The sequence below is a fragment of the Micromonospora sp. NPDC047756 genome (genome assembly GCF_055587245.1).
Map to the genome: position 1 here is coordinate 93,285 of NZ_JBVJGQ010000007.1, position 20,216 is coordinate 113,500.

Consider the following 20,216-nt stretch of genomic DNA (forward strand, 5'->3'; position numbering starts at 1 on the left):
TCTCAGTGCGACTCCGGCAGCGGGAGCATGGCCAGGGGCACGTGGTGCTGCCCGGCGTGGATGTCGCGGTCGCGAAGGCTGCCCTGCGCCACCGGGCGCGGGAACGAGATCTTGACGACGTTCAGCGCCGGTATCCGGAAGATGCGGATGGCGTCAGCCGGTACGCCGTAGAGGCGGGCGATCAGCGGCGCGTCCAGGAAGCCCGGGTCGGCTACCACGGCGTACCCGGCGGTGTCGCGCATGAACAACTCCATCGTCACCCAGAACGGGCCGGCGTTCTTCGACCGCACCTCCAGCGCGAGGTCGGCGACGGTGCGGGGGTGGGCGTTATCGGGCATCGCTGTCCTCCGGGAGGTGGATGCGGAAAAGGCTGGTGGGCGAGTCCACGTCCACGACGTGGTTGAGGACGAACTCGTACGTCGCCCCGCGCTCGGTCTCCGCGGGGGAGTAGGGGAACGCGAGGCTGGGCAGGTAGTCCATGTCGGGCGTGGGCAGGTGCAGCATGAGCGGATTGGCGATCTTCGCGACGGCGGTGGCCGTCTGCTGATCCACGGCATTGACCAGGAGCATCACGCCGACCTCACGGGGCGGCCGGGTGTCCGGGTCCTTTGCCTCCAGCACGGCGTCGTAGCCGTACAGGCGAATGTCGAAGGCGTAGTCGTCGGCGCCGAGCCCGAGCGTCTGGGTGACCCGATCCTCGGTGACCCGGCGTAGCAGCTGCGCCCAGGTGGTGATCTGGCCGAGGATGTGTGGGTCGCGGATGGCGGTGAACGACATCGTCTCGTACCCGGTGATCCGGGCCCCCTCCAGCTTGTTCGTGTACGGGGCCGGCTCGAACCTTGAGCCCTCCACCCGTACCCGCCGCTCGTCCAGGGCCCGGTAGGTGGCATCGGCGACCATCAGCGTGCCGGCCGGTTCTCGCATCGAGAACGGGTCGGCGGTCTCGTAGAGCATGTGCGCCGCGACCGAGGTGGGCGTACACGCGACGGCCGGGTCGAGCGGCTCGATGGTGAAGCCGGTGGCGTCGATGGTGGCGAAGACCCCGCTGGAGCGCGGGTTCGTGGTGCACTGCGCGCCGCACTCGACAATCTTGGCGGCGTGCCAGGTTGGGCCGGCCGGCATGCCGGCCATCAGCGGGAAGGCGGCGGCCACCGCGGTGTCGGTGGCACGCCCGGCCAGTACCACGTCGGCGCCGCCCGCCAGCGCCTGCGCGATCGGCTCGTGGCCCATCATCGCGACGATGTGCTGGCAGCTGTCCAACGTCCCCGGGTCGAGGTCGCCGGCCGGCGGGAGCGGGTGGATCCGGCCCCGGTCGAGATGGTCCTTGAGGTCGGTGGCCCGTTGCTCGCTGTAGATGGTGGCGACCCGCAGGTCCAGCCCTTCCTCGGCCAGGATGCCGCGGGCGATACCGGCGACCCAGTCCACGCCGGAGTCGGTGCCGCTGGTGCCGCACGAGCCGACGATCAGCGGGATGCGCGCCTTCGCCGCCGCCCGGAGCAGCAGGCGCAGGTCGCGGGCCACGGCCGCCGCGGTGGTCTTGGCCGTGCCGGTGCCCAGATAGTACGGGCCGGAGTCGGTGGACCCTCCGTCCAGGGCGATGACGTCGGCACCGAGTTCCAGTCCACGGTCAACGATCTCGGGCGGGAATCCCGAGCCGAGCATGCCGGAGGGCACGAGAATGCGTACGCGGTCGCGGGTCACGGTTTCCTCATTTCGCGGGTACGAGCCGGTCATCCGACGGTGGTGGCCACGGCGCGGCCGGCTTGGCGGCCGGAGAAGAGGCAGCCGCCCAGGAAGGTGCCTTCCAGCGCGCGGTAGCCGTGCATGCCGCCACCGCCGAACCCACTGGCCTCGCCGGCCGCGTAGAGCCCGGGCACCGGCTGGCCGGCGGCGTCCAGCACCCGGCCGTCGAGGTCGGTGTGCAGGCCGCCGAGGGTCTTTCGGGTGAGCACGTGCAGGCGTACGGCGATCAGCGGCCCGGCCTTCGGGTCGAGGATGCGGTGCGGCGCAGCGGTCCGCATGAGCCGGTCGCCCCGGTAGTTGCGGAAGTTGCGGATGGCGGCGATCTGCATGTCCTTGGTGAAGCTGTTGGTCAGTTGCCGGTCGCGCGCCTCGATGGTGCGCTGGATGTCGAGCGGGTCCAGCAGAGGCGCGTTGGTGAGCGCGTTCATGCCCGTCACCAGCTCGTCCAGCCGGTCGGCCACGACGAAGTCGGCGCCCTGCCGCTTGAATGCCTCCACCGGTGCCGGTGCGCCGGCACGGAGGCGGCCGAGTACCTGCTTGACGCTGCGACCGGTCAGGTCCGGGTTCTGCTCGGAGCCGGAGAGCGCGAACTCCTTCTCGATGATCTTCTGGGTGAGAATGAACCAGCTGTGGTCGTGGCCGGTGGTGCGCAGGTGGGCGAGCGTGCCGAGGGTGTCGAAGCCGGGGTAGAGCGGCACCGGCAGCCGTCGCCCGCGGGCGTCGAGCCAGACGGAGGACGGTCCGGGCAGGATTCTGATGCCGTGCTTGTCCCAGATCGGGTTCCAGTTCTGGATGCCCTCGACGTAGTGCCACATCCGGTCGGGGTTGATCACGGCGCCGCCGGCGTCCTGCGTGATGGTCAGCATGCGGCCGTCCACGTGGGCGGGCACGCCGCTGATCATGTGGGTGGGCGGGGTGCCGAGCCGGGTGGGCCAGTTGCGGCGGACCAGGTCGTGGTTGCCGCCGATGCCGCCGGAGGTGACGATGACGGCCTGCGCGGTGTAGGCGAAGTCGGCGATCTCCTCCCGCGAGCTGGCGGTCCCGCGGGCGGCGTCGCTGGGCTCCAGGACGTGACCGGTGGCCCCCACCACCGCGCCGTCGCTGATGGTGAGCGCGTCGACCCGGTGCCGGAAGGCGAACCGGACGAGGCCACGTTCGGCTGCCTCCCGCACGATCGCGATGAAGGGTTCGAGCAGGCCCGGCCCGGTACCCCAGGTGACGTGGAAGCGGGGCACCGAGTTGCCGTGTCCGGTGGCGTCGTAGCCCCCGCGCTCGGCCCAGCCGACGATGGGGAACATCTTGACGCCGAGCCCCCGCAGCCAGCCGCGCTTCTCGCCGGCGGCGAAGTCGACGTACGCCTCGGCCCAGCGCCGTGGCCACGCGTCCTCGGGGCGGTCGAACCCGGCGCTGCCCTGCCAGTCCTGCCAGGCGAGTTCGGTCGAGTCGCGGATGCCCATCCGGCGCTGCTCGGGCGAATCGACCAGGAACAGGCCGCCGAACGACCAGAACGCCTGGCCGCCGAGGCTCTGCTCGGGCTCCTGGTCGAGCAGGAGGACGGATCGGCCGGCGGTGACGAGTTCGGCGGTGGCCACCAGCCCGGCGAGGCCTGCGCCGATCACCATCACGTCCGCGTCCGCTGTCCTGGTGGTCATGCCGGCTCCTTCGGTTCGGTGAGCGAGTGGGCCGGCCGGCCGTCGAGGGCGGCGACGAGTTCCTTGGCGCCCTCCATCCCCGCGGCCAGCCGGGCCTCGGCAGTCTGCCCGGCCATGTGCGAGTAGACAGTGATGCCGGCCACGCCGCGCAGGATGCTGTCGGCGGGCAGCGGCTCCACGTCCACCACGTCGAGGGCTGCGCCCGCCAGCCGGCCGGACCGGACCGCCTCGACCAGGGCGGTCTCGTCGACGAGCGGCCCGCGTGCGGTGTTGATCAGATGTGCGCCCGGCTTCATCCGGGCCAACGCCGCGCTGTCGATGAGGTGGCGCGTGAGGGGGGTCAGTGCGGTGTGGACGGACACGAAGTCGGCGTCGCGCAGCAACTCGTCGAGCGTGACCCGGGTGACCGGCGCGGGCAGGCTGCCGGTGCACAGCACCGTCATGCCGAAGGCGGCGGCCAGCGGCGCCACCCGGTGGGCCACCGCGCCCCGACCGATCAGGCCGAGCGTCTTGCCGCGCAGCTCGCGGCCGTCGGTGCGGGGCCAGCCGCCGGCAGCCACCCCGGCGGCCATCGGCACCAGGTGCCGGGCCTGGGTGAGCAGCAACCCGATGGTGTACTCGGCCACCGCGTTGGCGTTGATGCCGGGCAGGTTGCTCACGCTGATCCCGAGCCGACCGGCGGCGGCCACGTCGACGGAGTCGTACCCGACTCCGGTACGCACGACGGCGCGCAGGGCCGGTGCCTGGCGCAGCACCTTCGCGCTCATCGGCTCGTTGGCGATCAGCGCCCCCTCGACGCCGCTCAGGGCCGCGATCAGCCGCTCCGGCCGGCGTGGTCCCCGCATGGGGTCGTGCCGCGTCGTGAAGCCGAGCCCGGTCAGGTAGGTGTCCACCTCGTCGCCGGGGGCGAGGTAGTCGGTGGTGATGAGGATGGTCGACATCATTCGCCTCCGGTGAGGGTGACGGCCCGGTTGGCCCGGTGCACACGCTGCAGGCGTTCGAGACGGACGACGACGAGCAGGGCGAGGACGGCGAGCACGGCGATGTAGAGCAGCATCCCGCCCCAGCCGACCAGGTCGATCACCGCGCCGATCAGGGCGGGGCCGCCGAAGCCGCCCAGGTACCAGGTGACCGCGTACAGGCCGGTGTAGGCCCCGAACACCCGGCTGGACGGTGCCAGGTTCCACAGCGCCACCGCCGCGTTGATCGTGAAGGCGGCGGCGCCGGCCGAGGCCACGCAGAACGCGACGACCGTACCGGTGGCGGTCTGTACGACGGCGCCCGCCGCCAGGGCAACGGCGAAGACGGTGATGCCCACGGCGATGATCCGCAGTCGTCCGAAGCGCTCGGCCAGCAGCGCGGCCGGATAGGCGGCAGCCACGTAGACGATGCCGCTGGGCAGGGTGAGCCCGCCCGCCTCGCCGCGGCTCAGGCCCAGCGCCTCCATGCCGTACGGGGTGATCAGCGACCGCGAGGCGAACCATGCCCCGCCGAAGAGCAGGACGGTCAGCAGCAGCAGGAGCCGGCGGCGGTCCTGGTCGGTGAAGAGCCCGGCGACGATCTGCCGCAGCGGTTGGCTGATCGCGGCCGGACCGGCGGAGGTCTCCTCGGCCACCGCGGCCTGGTAGGCCGCCGACTGGCTGTCGCGCACATTGGCCAGCAGCACGACCGTGGCGGCCAGCATGATCACCGACGGGATGACGAAGGCTGTCCTCGGATGCTCGTCCACCACCAGCAGGCTGATCAGCGACGCGACGATGATGGTCAGTGCGGTCGCGATCTTCACGACGGCGTTCGCCCGGCTGCGTCGTTGCGGGGGCAGGAAGTCCGGCACCAACGACTCCGCCAGCGGTCGGGTGGTGTTGGCGATCAGCGCGTAACAGAACATCACCACGACCAGCGTGGCCAGCGACGTGGTCCACGGCAGGAGGATGAAGACCAGCGCGGCCAGGGGCATGCCCACCGCGAGGTACGGGATCCGCCGCCCCCACCGGGTCCGGGTGTTGTCGGACCGGTTGCCGATCCAGGGCTGGATGAAGATTCCCAGCAGGTTGTCCATGCCCATCAGCGCGCCCACGAGCGCCGCGCTCGTCACGTGCTCGCGCAGCAGCACGGGCACCTGATTGTCATAGAAGTTCCAGGTCGACTCCTGGGCGAAGAGTGCGAGGGCTATGAAGAACGTGATCCGCCGGTTGGACACACGTCCACCTCCTTGTGTCCCCGGTCACGTTAAATTGCTGTAGCAAACTCGTCAACAGTTGCAAACGAGATTGCTGTGTCATGCGCTAGGGTGCGTCCATGACGACAGCCGGGACGCTCGCCGATCAGGCGTACCGACAAGTCCGCACCGCGATCGCCACCGGCGAACTCGCGCCGGGAGAAAAGGTCACCGAGCGCGGCATGGCCGAGCGCCTCGCGGTCAGCCCGACACCGGTTCGCGAGGCTCTGCGCCGGCTGGAGCTGGACGGGCTGATCGAGCGGATCGGCCCGCGTACCGTGCTGGTCGCCGCCATCCGCGACGCCGCCATCGACGACCTCGCGGAGGTGGAGGTCGGCCTGCGTGGCCTCGTCGCCCGCTTCGCCGCCCGACACGCCACCGCCGAGCAGCTCGACGCGCTGGACACCATTCTCGACCGCGCCGACGACCTGCTGATCCTGCTCAAGGAGCGGTCGGGGCAGGGCGGGCCGGTCGAGCGGCACCTCACCGAACTGCTCGACACCATGCAGCAGTTCAACGACACGGTCAGCGCCTGCGCGCACAACCCGGTGCTGGTCCGGATGCTCGAGCAGAGCCGCGTGTTCTCCCGCCCGCAGCGCCGCGAGCTGCTTCTGCAACGGGTGGCGGAGGACGACACGTTCGGCATGGAGCGATACACCAGCCATCGGGCGCTGGTCCGGGCGCTGCGCGCGGGCGACTCCGCCGCTGCGGAGCGCATCGCGCTTGAGGACTCGCAGGGCGGCCTCGCGGCGCTCCGGGAGGTGCCGTGACCACGCACCGGATCGCCGTCATCCCCGGTGACGGCATCGGCAAGGAGGTCGTCCCGGCCGGCCTCGACGCGCTGCACGCCACGGCGAGCCGTTTCGGCCTGAGGCTCGACTTCGACAGCTTCGACTTCGCCAGCGCCGACTACTGGCAGCGGCACGGCGACATGCTGCCGCCGGATTGGGAACAGACGCTGCGCGGCTACGACGCCATCTACTTCGGTGCGGTGGGCTGGCCGGAAGTCGTACCCGACCATGTCTCGCTCTGGGGCAGCCTCCTGCAGTTCCGGCGAGTCTTCGACCAGTACGTGAACCTGCGCCCCTGTCGGCTGATGCCCGGCGTCCGCAGCCCTCTGGCCGGCCGGCTCCCCGGCGACATCGACTTCGTCGTCGTCCGGGAGAACACCGAGGGCGAGTACTCCAGCGTGGGTGGGCGGATCTTCGAGGGCACCGACCGGGAAACCGTCCTGCAGGAGACGATCATGACGCGCATCGGCGTCGACCGTGTGCTGCGCTTCGCCTTCGAGCTGGCCAACCGTCGCCCGAAACGGCACCTGACGTCCGCCACCAAGAGCAATGGCATCTCCATCTCCATGCCGTACTGGGACGAGCGGGTGGCCGCGATGGGCGAGCGGTTCCCCGACGTTCGCCTGGACAAGTTCCACATCGACGCGCTCGCGGCGCAGTTCGTGCTCCATCCGGAGTGGTTCGACGTGGTCGTGGCCAGCAACCTGTTCGGCGACATCCTCTCCGACCTCGGCCCGGCCTGCACCGGCACACTCGGCATCGCCCCGAGCGCCAACATCAACCCTGAGCGTGAGCACCCGAGCCTGTTCGAGCCCGTGCACGGCTCCGCACCCGACATCGCGGGCGAAGGTGTCGCCAACCCGATCGGCCAGATCTGGTGCGGCTCGATGATGCTGGAGCACCTCGGCCATCCGGAGGCCGCCGCCCACCTGCTCGGTGCGGTCGAGGACGTCCTGGCGTACGGGCCCGGACAGGCGCCGCTAACCCCCGACCTGCAGGGCACCGGCACGACGGCGGAGCTGGGCCGAGCGATCGCCGAGAGGGTCAGCGAACGCCCGTCCGGCACCGCGTGAGGTCGTCGTCCCGCTCACCTGGCTGAACGGAGTGGCCGGCCGCGTCGACCACTCCGCAATCAGGTGACCCAGGCCGTCTGCTCCCGAGATCAACTGAGACCGGCCCGCGATGCGGTCATCCGGTCGACGGGGTGATGAGTTCATCGGCGACCCACCGCGCGACGCCAGCCGGGTAGGGCGCCGGCGGTGTGAGCACGATGTGCCCGATGCCGGCGCCGATCGCCCTGCCGATGGCATCACGCGTGAGCCGGGGCTGGTCGTAGGAGACGGGCAGGTTGATCGAGCGGGTGATCGACGCCGGGTCGCGGCCGATGGCGGCGCAGTAGCGTTCCAGCAGGGCGCCGCGGCTGACAGCGTCGTCGACGTCGCCGCTGGCGATGTTCCAGATGTCCGCGTGCTCGGCCACCACCCGCAACGTGGCGGCGGAGCGGCCACCGATCACGATCGGCGGATGCGGGCGCTGCACGGGTTTGGGGCTGGCAAACGCACCGGTGAGGTCGACGTACGTGCCGTGGAAGTCGAACGGCTCGTTGCCGGTCCAGAGCCGGCGAATGACCGTGAGCGCCTCGGCGAGGCTGCCCACGGCGTCGGCGGTGTCGGCGAAGGGCAGGCCGTGCGCGGCGTACTCCCGCCGGGCGAAGGGATGATCGGGCCGCGACCCGACGCCGATGCCGAAGTCGAGGCGCCCGCCGGAGACGATGTCGACGACCGTGGCGATCTTGGCGAGCATCGCGGGAGGCCGGAAGCGGTTGCTGCTCACCATCACGCCCAGGCGTAGCCGCTCGGTCTGCGCGGCGAGGGCGGAGAGCAAGGTCCAGCCTTCGTACGCCGGTCCGCCCGGATCGCCACCGATGGGCATGAGGTGGTCGAACAGCCACGCGTGCTCGATCTCGGCGATGGCGTCCGCTTCCTGCCACACCCGCAGGACATCGGGGTAGTCGACGTGCATCGGGGCGGTCATGAGCCCGAAGCTGGGCGCGGGCTTGCTCGGCATGGGGTCGGTTCCTCCGTCGGGCGCGAGCCAGGAAGGTCTGGCGGTGCGGCGGCGTCAGCGGCAGGCGGACGCGTAGGCCTACGTCCGCCTGCCGTCTGGTCGCTGGCGTGTCGAGTGATCAGCGGCGGCGCAGCGCCGGCTCGAGCAGAGCGGGCGGGGTGTCGTTCTTCTCGTGGGCGGCGAGGTCGACGCCGGGGGCCACGATCGCGTCGATCGCGTCCAGCACGTCGGCCGGGAGCACCGTGTCCGCGGCGGCGAGCTGCGTGCTGAGGTGGTCCATCGTGCGGGGACCGATGATCGCGCTGGTGACGCCCGGGTGCGCGGTGACGAAGCCGAGCGCGAGCTGGATCATGCTGAGGCCGGCCTCGTCGGCAACCGTGGCGAGCTGCTCGACGGCGTCGAGCTTGGCGCGGTTGGCGGGGATGCTGACGTCGAAGCGTTGCTGCATGAAGCCCGAGCGGTTCGTGCTGATCTCCCGGTCGGCGCGGATCGCCCCGGACAGCCAGCCCGATGCCAGCGGACTCCAGGCCAGCACGCCCATGCCGTACTCCTGCGTCGCGGGCAGCACGTGGGTCTCGATGCCACGCTGCAGGATCGAGTAGTTCGGCTGCTCGGTCACGTAACGGCTCAGACGCCCCTCGCGGGCGGCCCACTGCGCCTGCACGATGCGGTAGGCAGGGAAGGTCGAGGAGCCGAAGTAGCGGATCTTGCCCGCGCGCTGCAGGTCAGTCAGCGCCGACAGCGTCTCGTCGTCGCTGGTGGTCGGGTCCCACCGGTGCATCTGGTAGAGGTCGACGTGGTCGACGCCGAGGCGGCGCAGGCTGTTCTCCAGCGCGGTGACCAACCAGCGGCGCGAGCCACCCCGCTGGTTGCGCTCGTCGCCCATCGGCAGCGTCGCCTTGGTGGCCAGGACGACGTCGTCGCGGCGGCCGGCGATGGCCTTGCCGACCATCTCCTCGGACTGGCCACCGCTGTAGGCGTCGGCGGTGTCGATGAGGTTGATCCCCGCGTCGAGCGCGCCATCGACGATGGCGGCGACGTCCTGCTGGGTGGTGTTGCCGATCCTGCCGAAGTTCATTGCGCCGAGTACGAGGGTGCTGACCTGCACGCCGGTGCGACCCAAGGTGCGGTACTGCATGACTGTTCCTCCTCCGGACGTTCAACGTCCACGGTCTGGTGGCAGCCCGCCCGGTTCAGTATGGGCAGCAACCGGAGCGGCGTTCCGGTAATCAACATACGGAACGATGTTCCGGATGCCAAGTGGAGTGACGGAGGTAACGCGGCGGTGGCGCAGCTTTCGGCGCAGGTGATCTATCAGTCCTTCGGACCGCAGGGTCCGCCGTGGCAGGGGACCGAATTCGAGCGAGCCGTCGGCGCTTTCCCTGGAACGGCCGTGCGCGCGCAGGCAATGGTGAAGATCAGAAGGGCCGGAGGCACCCCGCTCACGGAGGCTCGCGCTATTCCCTACACAGCCGAGGAAGGTCCTGGAAGCGTCGAGGTCTGAAGGTCCGTCACAGCGGGCCACGACTCCTGGCCTTGCCGATCAAGCCGAGGTGGGTGTGCTCGAAGCCTTCGGCCGTCTTGAGGCCGTAGCCGAGGCCGCGATCGACGGCGATGTGGAACACCCAGGCAAGGGCCAGAATTCCGAGCCAGCCGATCTCGCCACCGAACCCTGCCGCGGCCACGGCTACCGCGCCCAGCACAACCGGCACCGTGTAGGAGTGCGCCAGGTTGTAGCAGAAGGCCCCGAGGCGGGGCCCCCGCAGGTAGCCGAGCATGGACACATCGAACACGAGGAAGAGGGCAAGCAGCGACCACCATGGGTACCCGGCGGTGACGGTCACGACGACCGCGAGAGCCGCGACGGCGAGGCCCTCGACGCGTTGCGCTGAGACCGGACTCAGATACGGCATCTCACACCTCGATGTCGGTCACCGGGACACGGGTGGGCTGTCTTCCCGTCGCTGGCCTGACCTCGGGACGAGGATAGACCGGGAATGGTGACCCTCGTGCGCCGTTGCCGGAGGACCAGCTCCTGCGGTCCGAGGCCGAGCGGGGGAGCTGTCCTATGACGTTGCGTGTGATCCGCGTGGGCCGGTCTGGGCAGCCCTGTCCACGAGTTCGTACCGCAGCGCCCCCGAGGGGCAGCGACGCACCACGTCAGCCACGCGCCCGGCCTCGGCGCCGTCGGGTCGGATTCACGGGCGCTGGCCCGTGTCGAACACCTCCGGCAGGCCGCCGACGCACTCGGCGGCATGCAGGCACCGCCCCGCCTCGAAGGTGACGGTGATCTTCTTGCCCTCGTACGTCTTCTTCGCGGTTGCGCTGCTCATCGCGGCCTCCGTCGTCGCCGTGCTCGGCCGTTCAGTCACTGACCCTGCTCTGGGCCTGGTACACCAGGTCCTGGTATTCGGGGTGCCGGGCGATCCACCCCGCGATGAACGGGCAGGTGGCCAGGACCAGCAGGTTCGCGGCGCGGGCCTCGTCGAGGGCGGCGCGGGCCAGTGCTGCCCCGACTCCCTTGCCCTCGTACGCCGGCGAGACCTCGGTGTGGACGAACGCGACGAGTTCCGGGGTGCGGATGTACTGCGCGACGCCCGCGACCGTCGACTCCCCGTCGACGCGAGCCTCATATCGCCTGGCCTCGGGAACGTCGCTCACTCTTACTGCCACGGGTCCTCCCTCTGTCTTTGCTGTCGGGCACAGCCGTCGTCGCGGTGGAGCGCGGTGATCCCACCGTCACCACCCCAGTGTCCGGCGGCGGTCGGCCGCGACCAGTGACACCGCGTCACGTGCGCTGATGACACGGCGTAACTAGCGGATCGGCTGCGGGCGCGCATCACGGGCGCCAATGCGCCGACCAGTCGTCGAAGCCCCGGATCTGCGTTCGGGACGAGCGCTCGCAGCGTTGGGTGACCTGCGTCCCAACCCCTTGCCGAAAGACGTTGATGAGTTGAAGGTTCAACTCAGAACGACTGGTACCCGCCAGCAACGGAAGGGCATGTCATGACCAGCCAACTAACAGGCCGTAGCTACCGCTTCGACCTGGGCGACCTGAAGGTGCGGTTCACCTTTGACTCGCCGACCCAGGGCAGCTTCATCGTGGTGCAGGGCGCGGGGCTCGCGCCCGACGGTCACGCCGAAACGGTGGCTCTGAACCTGCAGAAGATCCGTGAAGGTGTCTATCTGAATTCCTGGACGGAGGCGAGCGGGGCCACCGTTACGCACCTGGAGGACTTCGAGAACGGGACGGTCTATTCGAACGTGACCGTCGGCGGCAAGCTCTACAACTTCGTCGGAACGATCAAGGAGGCCTGACCAATGACCCAGCACCCTGTCACTCAGGACGATCAGGCACAGCGGAACACCGATATCGTGCTCACCGCAATGCGAGAGCTGTTCGCGGAGAAGGACCTCACCGCGATCGACCGATACTGGGCCGAGCCGTACGTCCAGCACAGCCCGCAGATGCCCAACGGGCTCGATACCCTGCGCAATGTCGTCCCGGGGCTGGAGGGCTTCTCCTGGGAACCGCAGCGGGTTGCCGCTCAGGGCGATCTGGTCTTCACCCACAGCATCGTCCACGGCTGGGCCCCGAACCCGGTGGCCATTGTCGACATCTTCCGACTGGAGAACGGACGGATTGTGGAGCACTGGGACGTCGTTCAGGACATTGTCACCCCCGAAGCCTCCGCCAACGGCAACGCCATGGTGTAGGGGCGCGGAAGGTCGACATGCCGTTGCGTCGACGCAAAAATGAACACCGTGACGAAGCGACGTGACGACGACCTCGACCGGGCCACGGTATGGCAGGACTTCGTGCTGGCGGCCCACCTCCTCGAGGTCGCGCTGGAACGACAATCTCAGCGCGACGGCAACATCTCGCACGGACATTTCAAGCTGCTGGTTCTGCTCAACGCTGCGGAGAATCAGACGCTGGGCCTGAAAGCGCTTGCCGGCATGCTGCGCTTTTCGCCCAGCCGCGTCAGCCACACGCTCACCGTCCTGGAACGCCAGGAACTGGTCACCCGGAGTCGTGTCCCAACGGGACGACGCGCCTACGAAGCCACCTTGACCTCGCGAGGCCGGCTGCTCGTGGTGCGTGTGCTACGCGCGCAGCGGGCGGAAATTCGAGACGTCCTCCTCGACAGCCTGGGCTCAGCTGATGCCGCCGCCCTCGGCAGGATCAGCGCGCTGGTTGTTCGAGTGTTCGACGAGGCAGAAGCCTAGAACAGGTGCCACCGGAGGCGTGGTGGCTCTGCGCCGTCCAGTGGATCTCCGGCGACCACGCACTGAGGGCCACACCGTGTCAGGTCCGCCGGCTTCGAGATCCTGTGGGTCTCGAAGCCGGCGGTCCACCCCGTACCCCTGTCGCAGCGCGTCGTCACGCCCGCGTCCGGGCGTCTACGCCTTCACACCGATGATGTCGATCGGAGGGGCGCTGAGCAGCCGTCGAACCGGCCGTACGGTGGTCGCCAGCGCCAGCAACGTCGCGCCGCCGAGCACGGCCACCCCACCGAGCGGCGGGTCCCACCGTGCACCCGGTGGGCGGCCAACAGGCCGGCCGGGCCGCCGATCGCGGAGCCGACCAGGGCGAGCGGCATGGCCTCGGCGATCAGCATGCGGCGGACCTGCCCCGGCGTGGCCGCCACCGCGCGCGGCAACGCCAGGTCACGTCGACGGTGCCGGACGGACAGCCCCATGGTGCCCGCCACCACGAAGACGATCAGCAGGACGACGTACCCCCCCGAAAGTCGACCCGGCCTCGACCAGCAACGTCCGGGCGGCCTGGTTCTCCGACTGCTCGACGTTCCCACGGTCCTTTCCGGCGTACGTCATCGCGCCTGCCGCCGACGCCCGCCGTAACCGGACGCCGAAGTCGTAGGGACACAGACCTCATCACCGTCGCGTCGAGTGTGTGTTTCTGTGGTCGCTCTCTTGACTTCCCTCACAGCCGGGCGTAAACAAAACACAAGCAAAACGAAACGGCGGTGAAACAACATGTACGCCGAGGAACGACAGCAGGAGATCCTTCGCATCGCCCGGGACGTGGGCCGGGTCGAGGTGACCGGCCTGGCTGATGGGCTCAACGTGACCGCGGAGACCATCCGCCGCGATCTCACCATCCTGGAGCGAGCCGGGGTGCTGCGCAGAGTCCACGGTGGGGCGATCCCGGTCGAACGGCTCGGCTTCGAGCCCGCGCTGGCGGCGCGTGACGCGGTGCTCATCGAGGAGAAGGAGCGCATCGCCAAACTCGCCCTGAACGAGGTGCCGGAGGAGGGCGCGATCATCCTCGACGCCGGCACCACGACCGCCCGGCTGGCCCAACTGCTGCCGGTCGACCGAGAGCTGACCGTCGTGGTCAACTCGCCGGTCATCGCCACGACCCTCGGTACCTATGCCAACCTCAACGTCCTGCTGTTGGGTGGACGGGTCCGCGGGAAAACCCTGGCGACCGTCGACGACTGGGCGCTGTCACCGTTGGCGGACCTCTACGTCGATGTCGCGTTCATCGGCACCAACGGCATCTCGGTCGAGCGCGGGCTGACCACCCCGGACCCGTCCGAAGCGGCGGTGAAGCGGGCGATGGTCCGTGCGGCCCGCCGCACGGTGGTGGTCGCCGACCACACCAAGCTCGGCAACGACTATCTGGCCCGGTTCGCTGAGCTGGCCGACGTCGACCTGCTCATCACCGACAACCGTGCCGACCTCGACCTGGTCGGTGACCTGGAGTCCACAGGCGTTCGGGTGGCCCGCGCATGAGAGCGGGCCGGGCATGATCGTCACCGTCACCCTCAACCCCAGCCTCGACCGGGCCGTGGAGGTCGACTCACTCACCCGGGGCGAGGTCATCCGGGCTGCCACCGCTCACCTCGACCCCGGCGGCAAGGGGGTCAACGTGTCTCGTGCCCTGCTGGCCAACGGCGTGCCGTCGGTGGCGGTGCTGCCGTCCGGCGGCGACGAGGGAAACCAGCTCATCCGCCTCCTCAAGGCGGAGGGCGTGGAGGTTCTCGCGGTCTCGATCGCCGGAAGGACCCGTTCCAACATCACCCTGGCCGAGCCCGACGGCACGGTCACCAAGATCAACGAGCCCGGCCCGACCCTGTGCCGCGCCGAGTTCGACGAAGTGATCGACAGTGTGCTCGCCCGTGCCAGCGACGCCGACTGGGTCGTGCTGTGCGGCAGCGTCCCGCCCGGTCTGCCCGCCGACGCCTACGCGCAGGTGTGCCGGAAGCTGCGCGCCGCCGACGTCCGGGTCGCCGTCGACACCAGCGGTCCTGCCCTGCGCGAGGCCGCCCTTGCCGGGGCGACCCTGCTCAAGCCCAACCGCGACGAACTGGCCGACGTGGTCGGCACCCCGCTGAAGGACCTCGGCGATGTGGTCGATGCCGCTCAGCGCCTGCGGGCATGGGGCGCCGGCACCGTCGTTGCCAGCCTCGGCGCCGACGGCGCTGTCCTGGTCGACGCCGACGGGGTCCGCACCGGCACCTGCCCGGTCGCCCGACCCCGTAGCACCGTCGGCGCCGGCGACGCGCTGCTCGCCGGGTTCCTCGCCGCAGGCGCACAGGGTGCCCCCGCGCTCGCCGAAGGCCTTGCCTGGGGCGCCGCCGCGGTGAGCCTGCCCGGCAGCCGGATGCCCGGTCCAGCGGACCTGCTCCGCCACCACGTCACCATCCACCCCTAGCCGGACGAGCTTCTTCCCCCGCAGCCGTCCGGACCGCCCCTCGATGAAGGAGATACCCCCGTGACCTCCTCTTCCTACACACCAGAGGTGAAGGGCCAGGGCCTCAAAGCCACTGTGCAACGCCTCGGCGGCTACCTGGCCGCGATGGTCATGCCCAACATCGGCGCGTTCATCGCCTGGGGCCTGATCACCGCGCTGTTCATCCCGACCGGCTGGATCCCCAACAAGACCCTGGCCGAACTGGTCGGCCCGATGATCAGCATCCTGCTACCGGTGCTCATCGGCTACACCGGCGGCCGGCTGGTCCACGGCCAACGCGGTGCCGTCGTCGGCGCGGTGGCGACCATGGGGCTCGTCGTCGGCGCGGATGTGCCGATGATTCTCGGCGCGATGATCATCGGTCCGCTCACGGCGTATGTCCTCAGGCTCTTCGACGGTCTGATCGAAGACAGGATCCGCCCCGGCTTCGAGATGCTGGTCGACAACTTCAGCGCCGGCATCATCGGTGCCGGAATGGCCATCGGCGGCGTCTACGGCATCGGCCCCGTGGTCGAATGGCTCACCAAGCAAGCCGGCTCGGGCGTCGACTGGCTCGTCGGCAAGGACCTGCTGCCGCTGACCTCGGTACTCGTCGAACCCGCCAAGGTGCTCTTCCTCAACAACGCCATCAACCACGGCGTCTTCGGCCCGCTGGGCATCGCCGAGGCGGCCGACAAGGGCAAGTCGATCCTGTTCATGATCGAGTCGAACCCCGGCCCCGGCCTCGGTCTGCTGCTCGCCTTCATGGTCTTCGGCCCCCGCGCGCTGCGCCCCAGCGCCCCGGCCGCGATCATCGTGCAGTTCCTCGGCGGCATCCACGAGATCTACTTCCCGTACGTGTTGATGAAGCCGAAGCTGATCCTCGCCATGATCGCCGGCGGTGCGGCCGGTGTCGGCACCTTCGTGATCACTGGTGCCGGCCTGGTCGCCACCCCCTCGCCGGGCAGCATCTTCGCCTACCTCGCCGTCACCCCCAAGGGCGGCCACTTCGGGGTCATCCTCGGTGTCGTGATCGCCGCCGCCGTCACCTTCGCGGTCGCCTCGGCTCTGCTCGGTTTCGGCCGCGGCGAGCCTGCCGCAGATGCCGTCGGCCCGGACGAGGAGACGGCTGTCCGCCCAGACGAGGAAGGGGCTGTCGACCCCGACGAGACCCTCCACAAGTCGGCAAAGCAGGAGGTCTGAATCCATGCCCACCATTAACGGCACCGAGATCAAGAAGGTCGTCGTCGCCTGCGACGCCGGCATGGGAAGCAGCGTGATGCTGGCCAGCCAACTTCGGCGGCAACTGGCGAAGAACGCGGTGACCGTCGAGCACACGCCGGTCAACTCGATCCCGGCGGACGCGGACGTGGTCGTCTGCCACCAGGGGCTCGCCGCGCGGGCCCGGGTCAGCGCACCCGACACGGTGATCGTGCCGATCCAGGTGTTCATCGGCGACCCGGCCGTCACCAGGGTCGTGAACGCGGTACAGCGTGGTGGTGAGCTGAGTGGCTGAGCTGCTGGCCCGTGATGCGATCCGGCTCGACGAGCGGGCCGGATCGCGGGACGAGGCGATCAGCCGCTGCGGCGCGGTACTCGTCGAGATCGGCGCGGTCGCCCCGGCGTACGTCGACGCGATGCTCACCCGCGAGCAGAGCGTCTCCACGTACATCGGAGAGGGCGTCGCCATTCCGCACGGCACGCTGAACAGCAAGGAGTCCGTCCAGCGCGACGCCCTCGCGGTGCTGCGCTTCCCCGACGGCGTCGACTGGGACGGCTTCGACGTGCGGGTCTGCGTCGCCATCGCCGCTGCCGGCGACGGGCACGTGGACATCCTCGCCCAGCTCGCCTCGGTGCTGATGGACTCCGCCCAGGCGCAGCAGCTACGCGAGTCGACGAGCGTCGACGACGTCATCACCATCCTCGAAGGGAAGCCCTCGTGAAGGTCGTTCGATTCCACGCGCCCGGTGACGTCCGCATCGAGGACGCGCCCGAGCCCACACCGGGCCCCGCCGAGGTGAAGATTCGCGTCCGCGCCTGCTCCACCTGTGGCACCGACGTGAAGATCTCCCGCTTCGGCCACCACCACATCGCCCCGCCGCGCGTCATGGGCCACGAGATCGCCGGTGAGATCAGCGACGTCGGTGACGACGTCACGGGCTGGCGGCCGGGGGACCGGGTTCAGGTCATCGCCGCCATCCCGTGCGGTACGTGCGCCGAGTGCCGGCGCGGCCGGATGACCGTGTGCCCCAACCAGGTGTCGATGGGATACCACTTCGACGGCGGGTTCGCCGAATACCTGGTCGTGCCGCACAACGTCCTCGCCGTCGACGGGCTCAACCGCATCCCCGAGGGGCTGAGCTTCGCCGAGGCGTCCGTCGCCGAGCCCCTCGCCTGTGTCCTCAACGGCCAGAACCTCGCGGGTGTGGGGGAGGGCGACGACGTGGTCGTCGTCGGCTCCGGGCCGATCGGCTGCCTGCATGTGCGCCTGGCCCGCTCCCGCGGCGCGGCCCGGGTGTTCCTCGTCGACCTCAACCGCGAACGCCTCGACCTGGCCGCCAACCTGGTCCAGCCGGACGCGGCGATCTGCGGCGCCGAGACCGACGTCGTCGACGCGGTGCTCAAGCTCACCGAAGGTCGGGGTGCCGACGTCGTCATCACCGCCACGGCCGCCGGCGTCGCCCAGGAGCAGGCGGTGCAGATGTCCGCCCGCCAGGGCCGGATCAGCTTCTTCGGCGGTCTGCCGAAGGACAAGCCGGTCATCTCCCTGGACTCCAACCTCGTGCACTACCGCGAGCTGACCATCGTCGGCGCCAACGGGTCCAGCCCGGAGCACAACAAGGAAGCGCTCCGACTCATCGCCAGCGGCGCCGTGCCGGTCGCCGACCTCATCACCCACCGCCTGCCGCTCGACCGCACCCTCGACGCCTTCGGCATCGTGGCGCGCGGCGAAGCGATCAAGGTGACGATCGAACCCTAGGGGGATCCGTTGCCCAGCAGAACAGTCCTCGTCGGCTCCGCCAGCGGGCTGCACGCCCGCCCGGCGGCGCTGTTCGTCGCCGAGGCGGCGAAGCAGCCGGTGCTGGTCACCATCCGCACCGGCGACAAGAAACCCGTGCCGGCCCGCAGCATGCTCGGCGTGCTGTCGCTCGGCGCCAAGAAGGGCACCGAGGTCACCCTGGAGGCCGACGGCGACGACGCCCAGGCCGCCGTCGACACTCTGGCCGACCTCCTCGAACGCGATCTCGATGCGTGAACTTCGAGGGATCGGGGCCAGCCCCGGTGGTGCGGCGGGGCCGGTCCACCGGCTGGCCCCACCTCCGGCCCTGCCGCCGTTGGCGGAAACCGTTGATCCCGAAGCCGAGAAGGTCGCCGTCCGGGCCGCGGTCGTCGCCGTCGCCGCCGACCTGACCCGGCGCGCCGACACCGCCCTGGACGCGACCGCCGCCGAGGTCCTGCGCGCGCAGGTCATGATGGCGCAGGACGAGACGCTCATCGACGCGGCCGACATCGCCATCGACGGCGGCGCGGACGCCCCGCACGCGCTCACCGACGTGCTCGCCGAACACCGGGCCGCCTTCGAAGCCGCGGGCGGGTACCTCGCCGAGCGGATCAGCGATCTCGACGACCTGCGGGACCGCCTCGTCGCGGCATGCCTGGGGCAGCCCATGCCGGGCGTGCCGGACCCTGGCCATCCGTACCTGCTCATCGCCCGCGACCTGGCGCCCGCCGACACCGCCGGCCTCGAACCCGGCCTGGTGCTGGGCCTGATCACTGCCGAGGGCGGGCCGACCAGCCACACCGCGATCCTGGCCCGGACACTCGGTATCCCGGCCGTGGTCCGCTGCGCGGGCATCCTGGACGTGACCAACGGCGCGTTGGCCAGTCTCGACGGCACGAGCGGTGTCGTGGTGGCCGGCGTCTCCGCGGACACGGTGACCGCCGTCAACGCGGAGCGGCTCGCCGAGATCGAACGCCGCGCCCGCTCCCAGGGCCCCGGGCGGACCGCGGACGGTCATCCCGTCGCGCTACTGGCCAACATCGGCTCCGCCCGCGACCTCACCGGCGAGGTGGAAGGAGTCGGCCTGTTCCGCACCGAGCTGCTCTACCTCGACCGCAGCGACCCGCCGTCGTACGAGGAACAGGTCGCCGCGTACCGCGACGTGTTCGCCGCGCTGCCCGGCCGCAAGATCGTTGTACGCACCCTGGACGCCGGCGCCGACAAGCCGCTGCCGTTTCTGCGGCTGACCGAGGAACCCAACCCCGCACTGGGCATCCGTGGTCTGCGGGTCGCGCGGCAGGCACCGTCCGTACTCACCGCGCAGTTGGCCGCTATCGCGGCGGCGGCTGCCGCGACCGACGCCGACGTCTGGGTGATGGCGCCGATGGTCGCCACGGCGACGGAGGCGGCAGCGTTCACCGAAACCTGCCGCGAACACGGCCTGCCGACCGCCGGCGTGATGATCGAGGTGCCGGCCGCGGCCCTGCGCGCCAACCAGGTGCTGCGCCACGCGGACTTTCTCAGCGTCGGCACCAACGACCTCAGCCAGTACACGTTCGCCGCGGACCGTATGTGCGGCGACCTCGCCGACCTGCTCGACCCGTGGCAGCCCGCGTTGATCGCGCTCCTCGCCGCCTGCGCGGCAGCGGGCGTCGAGGCGGGCAAACCAGTCGGCGTGTGTGGAGAATCCGCAGCGGATCCGCGGTTCGCCCTGGTGCTGGCCGGTCTGGGCATCACCAGCCTGTCCATGGCGCCCCGCAGCATCCCGGCGGTGCGCGAGTCCCTGGCCGCGCACACCCTGGACGAGTGCCGCCAGATCGCCGAGGCGGCCCTTGCCGCGTCCAGCCCGGAGGCAGCACGGGCGGCGGCGGCCGGCGCCTCGCGTCAGCTCCACCTCGGCGAGGGTGTGTCGGTGCGGTAGGTCGGCCAGGGTTACCGGCGATGCGGCGGTCAGATCCTCCGGCCCTGGAAAAGCACGATGCCCGCCGGGCACCGAGAGGACCGCGCCGCGCGTCGATGGTCAGACCCAGCGATCGGGCCC

Annotated in this window: 23 protein-coding genes and 1 pseudogene; 13 read left to right on the plus strand and 11 right to left on the minus strand. The window is 70.3% G+C overall.

What is annotated here, in order from left to right; translation table 11 throughout:
- Positions 1 to 2: 2 nt before the first annotated feature.
- The 5 genes from ACZ6NZ_RS23620 to ACZ6NZ_RS23640 are packed head-to-tail and all read right to left on the minus strand — an operon-like array spanning position 3 to position 5,595.
- Positions 3 to 338: a DUF4387 domain-containing protein gene (locus tag ACZ6NZ_RS23620; protein WP_465860196.1), complete on the minus strand. Its 336-nt coding sequence runs from the start codon at positions 336 to 338 to the stop codon at positions 3 to 5.
- Positions 328 to 1,701 carry an acyclic terpene utilization AtuA family protein gene (locus ACZ6NZ_RS23625; protein WP_465860197.1) on the minus strand — a complete coding sequence of 458 codons (1,374 nt, stop codon included), beginning with the start codon at positions 1,699 to 1,701 and terminating at the stop codon, positions 328 to 330. Before ACZ6NZ_RS23625 ends, ACZ6NZ_RS23620 begins: the two co-directional genes overlap by 11 nt.
- A gap of 29 nt (positions 1,702 to 1,730) precedes the next feature.
- The gene (locus tag ACZ6NZ_RS23630) at positions 1,731 to 3,395 is read right to left on the minus strand and encodes an FAD-binding dehydrogenase (RefSeq protein ID WP_465860199.1); all 1,665 of its coding nucleotides are present in this window, start codon (positions 3,393 to 3,395) and stop codon (positions 1,731 to 1,733) included.
- On the minus strand, positions 3,392 to 4,336 hold the full coding sequence (locus ACZ6NZ_RS23635; protein ID WP_465860200.1) for a phosphoglycerate dehydrogenase: 945 nt from the start codon (positions 4,334 to 4,336) through the stop codon (positions 3,392 to 3,394). Before ACZ6NZ_RS23635 ends, ACZ6NZ_RS23630 begins: the two co-directional genes overlap by 4 nt.
- Entirely contained in the window at positions 4,336 to 5,595 is a 1,260-nt protein-coding gene (locus ACZ6NZ_RS23640; protein WP_465860201.1) for an MFS transporter, read from the minus strand. The genes ACZ6NZ_RS23635 and ACZ6NZ_RS23640 overlap by 1 nt, the downstream gene beginning before the upstream one ends.
- A gap of 98 nt (positions 5,596 to 5,693) precedes the next feature.
- Between ACZ6NZ_RS23640 and ACZ6NZ_RS23645 the strand changes: the two genes are divergently transcribed.
- Positions 5,694 to 6,383: a GntR family transcriptional regulator gene (locus tag ACZ6NZ_RS23645; RefSeq protein WP_465860203.1), complete on the plus strand. Its 690-nt coding sequence runs from the start codon at positions 5,694 to 5,696 to the stop codon at positions 6,381 to 6,383.
- Positions 6,380 to 7,477, plus strand: a complete 1,098-nt coding sequence (locus tag ACZ6NZ_RS23650) for a tartrate dehydrogenase (protein WP_465860204.1) — start codon at positions 6,380 to 6,382, stop codon at positions 7,475 to 7,477. The genes ACZ6NZ_RS23645 and ACZ6NZ_RS23650 overlap by 4 nt, the downstream gene beginning before the upstream one ends.
- Before the next feature lie 115 nt (positions 7,478 to 7,592).
- Here the strand turns inward: ACZ6NZ_RS23650 and ACZ6NZ_RS23655 are convergent, their stop codons facing one another.
- The 5 genes and pseudogenes from ACZ6NZ_RS23655 to ACZ6NZ_RS23675 form a co-directional block, all read right to left on the minus strand.
- Positions 7,593 to 8,471, minus strand: coding sequence for an LLM class flavin-dependent oxidoreductase (locus ACZ6NZ_RS23655; protein WP_465860205.1), 879 nt, complete (start codon positions 8,469 to 8,471; stop codon positions 7,593 to 7,595).
- Between the two features lie 118 nt (positions 8,472 to 8,589).
- Entirely contained in the window at positions 8,590 to 9,609 is a 1,020-nt protein-coding gene (locus ACZ6NZ_RS23660) for an aldo/keto reductase (RefSeq protein WP_465860206.1), read from the minus strand.
- Between the two features lie 373 nt (positions 9,610 to 9,982).
- Entirely contained in the window at positions 9,983 to 10,384 is a 402-nt protein-coding gene (locus tag ACZ6NZ_RS23665; RefSeq protein ID WP_465860207.1) for a DUF4260 family protein, read from the minus strand.
- A 153-nt stretch (positions 10,385 to 10,537) separates the two neighbouring features.
- A pseudogene (locus tag ACZ6NZ_RS23670) lies at positions 10,538 to 10,804 on the minus strand ((4Fe-4S)-binding protein).
- A gap of 31 nt (positions 10,805 to 10,835) precedes the next feature.
- Positions 10,836 to 11,144, minus strand: coding sequence for a GNAT family N-acetyltransferase (locus ACZ6NZ_RS23675; RefSeq protein ID WP_366609756.1), 309 nt, complete (start codon positions 11,142 to 11,144; stop codon positions 10,836 to 10,838).
- 333 nt (positions 11,145 to 11,477) lie between these two features.
- Between ACZ6NZ_RS23675 and ACZ6NZ_RS23680 the strand changes: the two genes are divergently transcribed.
- Genes ACZ6NZ_RS23680 through ACZ6NZ_RS23690 form a run of 3 tightly spaced genes read left to right on the plus strand, consistent with a single transcriptional unit; the run spans position 11,478 to position 12,701 of the window.
- Positions 11,478 to 11,789, plus strand: coding sequence for a MoaF-related domain-containing protein (locus ACZ6NZ_RS23680; RefSeq protein ID WP_465860208.1), 312 nt, complete (start codon positions 11,478 to 11,480; stop codon positions 11,787 to 11,789).
- Positions 11,790 to 11,792: 3 nt separating this feature from the next.
- Positions 11,793 to 12,188, plus strand: coding sequence for a nuclear transport factor 2 family protein (locus ACZ6NZ_RS23685; RefSeq protein ID WP_465860209.1), 396 nt, complete (start codon positions 11,793 to 11,795; stop codon positions 12,186 to 12,188).
- 48 nt (positions 12,189 to 12,236) lie between these two features.
- Positions 12,237 to 12,701: a MarR family winged helix-turn-helix transcriptional regulator gene (locus tag ACZ6NZ_RS23690; protein WP_465860210.1), complete on the plus strand. Its 465-nt coding sequence runs from the start codon at positions 12,237 to 12,239 to the stop codon at positions 12,699 to 12,701.
- Between the two features lie 182 nt (positions 12,702 to 12,883).
- Here the strand turns inward: ACZ6NZ_RS23690 and ACZ6NZ_RS23695 are convergent, their stop codons facing one another.
- A complete protein-coding gene (locus ACZ6NZ_RS23695) occupies positions 12,884 to 13,186 on the minus strand; it encodes an FtsX-like permease family protein (protein ID WP_465860211.1) in 303 nt (100 codons plus the stop codon).
- A gap of 286 nt (positions 13,187 to 13,472) precedes the next feature.
- On the opposite strand from ACZ6NZ_RS23695, the gene ACZ6NZ_RS23700 reads away from it, so the two are divergent.
- From ACZ6NZ_RS23700 to ptsP, 8 genes are read left to right on the plus strand one after another with little or no spacing between them, the layout of a single operon-like run.
- A complete protein-coding gene (locus ACZ6NZ_RS23700) occupies positions 13,473 to 14,234 on the plus strand; it encodes a DeoR/GlpR family DNA-binding transcription regulator (RefSeq protein WP_465860212.1) in 762 nt (253 codons plus the stop codon).
- Positions 14,235 to 14,247: 13 nt separating this feature from the next.
- A complete protein-coding gene (gene pfkB / locus ACZ6NZ_RS23705; protein WP_465860213.1) occupies positions 14,248 to 15,156 on the plus strand; it encodes a 1-phosphofructokinase in 909 nt (302 codons plus the stop codon).
- Between the two features lie 60 nt (positions 15,157 to 15,216).
- Positions 15,217 to 16,377: a mannitol-specific PTS transporter subunit IIC gene (gene mtlA, locus ACZ6NZ_RS23710; protein WP_465860214.1), complete on the plus strand. Its 1,161-nt coding sequence runs from the start codon at positions 15,217 to 15,219 to the stop codon at positions 16,375 to 16,377.
- Positions 16,378 to 16,381: 4 nt separating this feature from the next.
- On the plus strand, positions 16,382 to 16,690 hold the full coding sequence (locus ACZ6NZ_RS23715; protein ID WP_357203568.1) for a PTS sugar transporter subunit IIBC family protein: 309 nt from the start codon (positions 16,382 to 16,384) through the stop codon (positions 16,688 to 16,690).
- Positions 16,683 to 17,117, plus strand: a complete 435-nt coding sequence (locus ACZ6NZ_RS23720; protein WP_465860215.1) for a PTS mannitol transporter subunit IIA — start codon at positions 16,683 to 16,685, stop codon at positions 17,115 to 17,117. Before ACZ6NZ_RS23715 ends, ACZ6NZ_RS23720 begins: the two co-directional genes overlap by 8 nt.
- Complete coding sequence (locus tag ACZ6NZ_RS23725) at positions 17,114 to 18,154, plus strand: zinc-dependent dehydrogenase (RefSeq protein WP_465860216.1); 1,041 nt, start codon at positions 17,114 to 17,116, stop codon at positions 18,152 to 18,154. The genes ACZ6NZ_RS23720 and ACZ6NZ_RS23725 overlap by 4 nt, the downstream gene beginning before the upstream one ends.
- A gap of 9 nt (positions 18,155 to 18,163) precedes the next feature.
- Positions 18,164 to 18,430, plus strand: a complete 267-nt coding sequence (locus tag ACZ6NZ_RS23730) for an HPr family phosphocarrier protein (RefSeq protein ID WP_357203559.1) — start codon at positions 18,164 to 18,166, stop codon at positions 18,428 to 18,430.
- On the plus strand, positions 18,423 to 20,096 hold the full coding sequence (gene ptsP / locus ACZ6NZ_RS23735; RefSeq protein WP_465860217.1) for a phosphoenolpyruvate--protein phosphotransferase: 1,674 nt from the start codon (positions 18,423 to 18,425) through the stop codon (positions 20,094 to 20,096). Before ACZ6NZ_RS23730 ends, ptsP begins: the two co-directional genes overlap by 8 nt.
- Positions 20,097 to 20,216: the final 120 nt, after the last annotated feature.

Bases quoted from the DNA above. Each gene is read 5' to 3' on its own strand.
- ACZ6NZ_RS23620 (WP_465860196.1), bottom strand. From the start codon at position 338: ATGCCCGATAACGCCCACCCCCGCACCGTCGCCGACCTCGCGCTGGAG.
- ACZ6NZ_RS23630 (WP_465860199.1), bottom strand. From the start codon at position 3,395: ATGACCACCAGGACAGCGGACGCGGACGTGATGGTGATCGGCGCAGGC.
- ACZ6NZ_RS23635 (WP_465860200.1), bottom strand. From the start codon at position 4,336: ATGTCGACCATCCTCATCACCACCGACTACCTCGCCCCCGGCGACGAG.
- ACZ6NZ_RS23645 (WP_465860203.1), top strand. From the start codon at position 5,694: ATGACGACAGCCGGGACGCTCGCCGATCAGGCGTACCGACAAGTCCGC.
- ACZ6NZ_RS23655 (WP_465860205.1), bottom strand. From the start codon at position 8,471: ATGCCGAGCAAGCCCGCGCCCAGCTTCGGGCTCATGACCGCCCCGATG.
- ACZ6NZ_RS23660 (WP_465860206.1), bottom strand. From the start codon at position 9,609: ATGCAGTACCGCACCTTGGGTCGCACCGGCGTGCAGGTCAGCACCCTC.
- ACZ6NZ_RS23665 (WP_465860207.1), bottom strand. From the start codon at position 10,384: ATGCCGTATCTGAGTCCGGTCTCAGCGCAACGCGTCGAGGGCCTCGCC.
- ACZ6NZ_RS23680 (WP_465860208.1), top strand. From the start codon at position 11,478: ATGACCAGCCAACTAACAGGCCGTAGCTACCGCTTCGACCTGGGCGAC.
- ACZ6NZ_RS23685 (WP_465860209.1), top strand. From the start codon at position 11,793: ATGACCCAGCACCCTGTCACTCAGGACGATCAGGCACAGCGGAACACC.
- ACZ6NZ_RS23700 (WP_465860212.1), top strand. From the start codon at position 13,473: ATGTACGCCGAGGAACGACAGCAGGAGATCCTTCGCATCGCCCGGGAC.
- pfkB (WP_465860213.1), top strand. From the start codon at position 14,248: ATGATCGTCACCGTCACCCTCAACCCCAGCCTCGACCGGGCCGTGGAG.
- ACZ6NZ_RS23715 (WP_357203568.1), top strand. From the start codon at position 16,382: ATGCCCACCATTAACGGCACCGAGATCAAGAAGGTCGTCGTCGCCTGC.
- ptsP (WP_465860217.1), top strand. From the start codon at position 18,423: ATGCGTGAACTTCGAGGGATCGGGGCCAGCCCCGGTGGTGCGGCGGGG.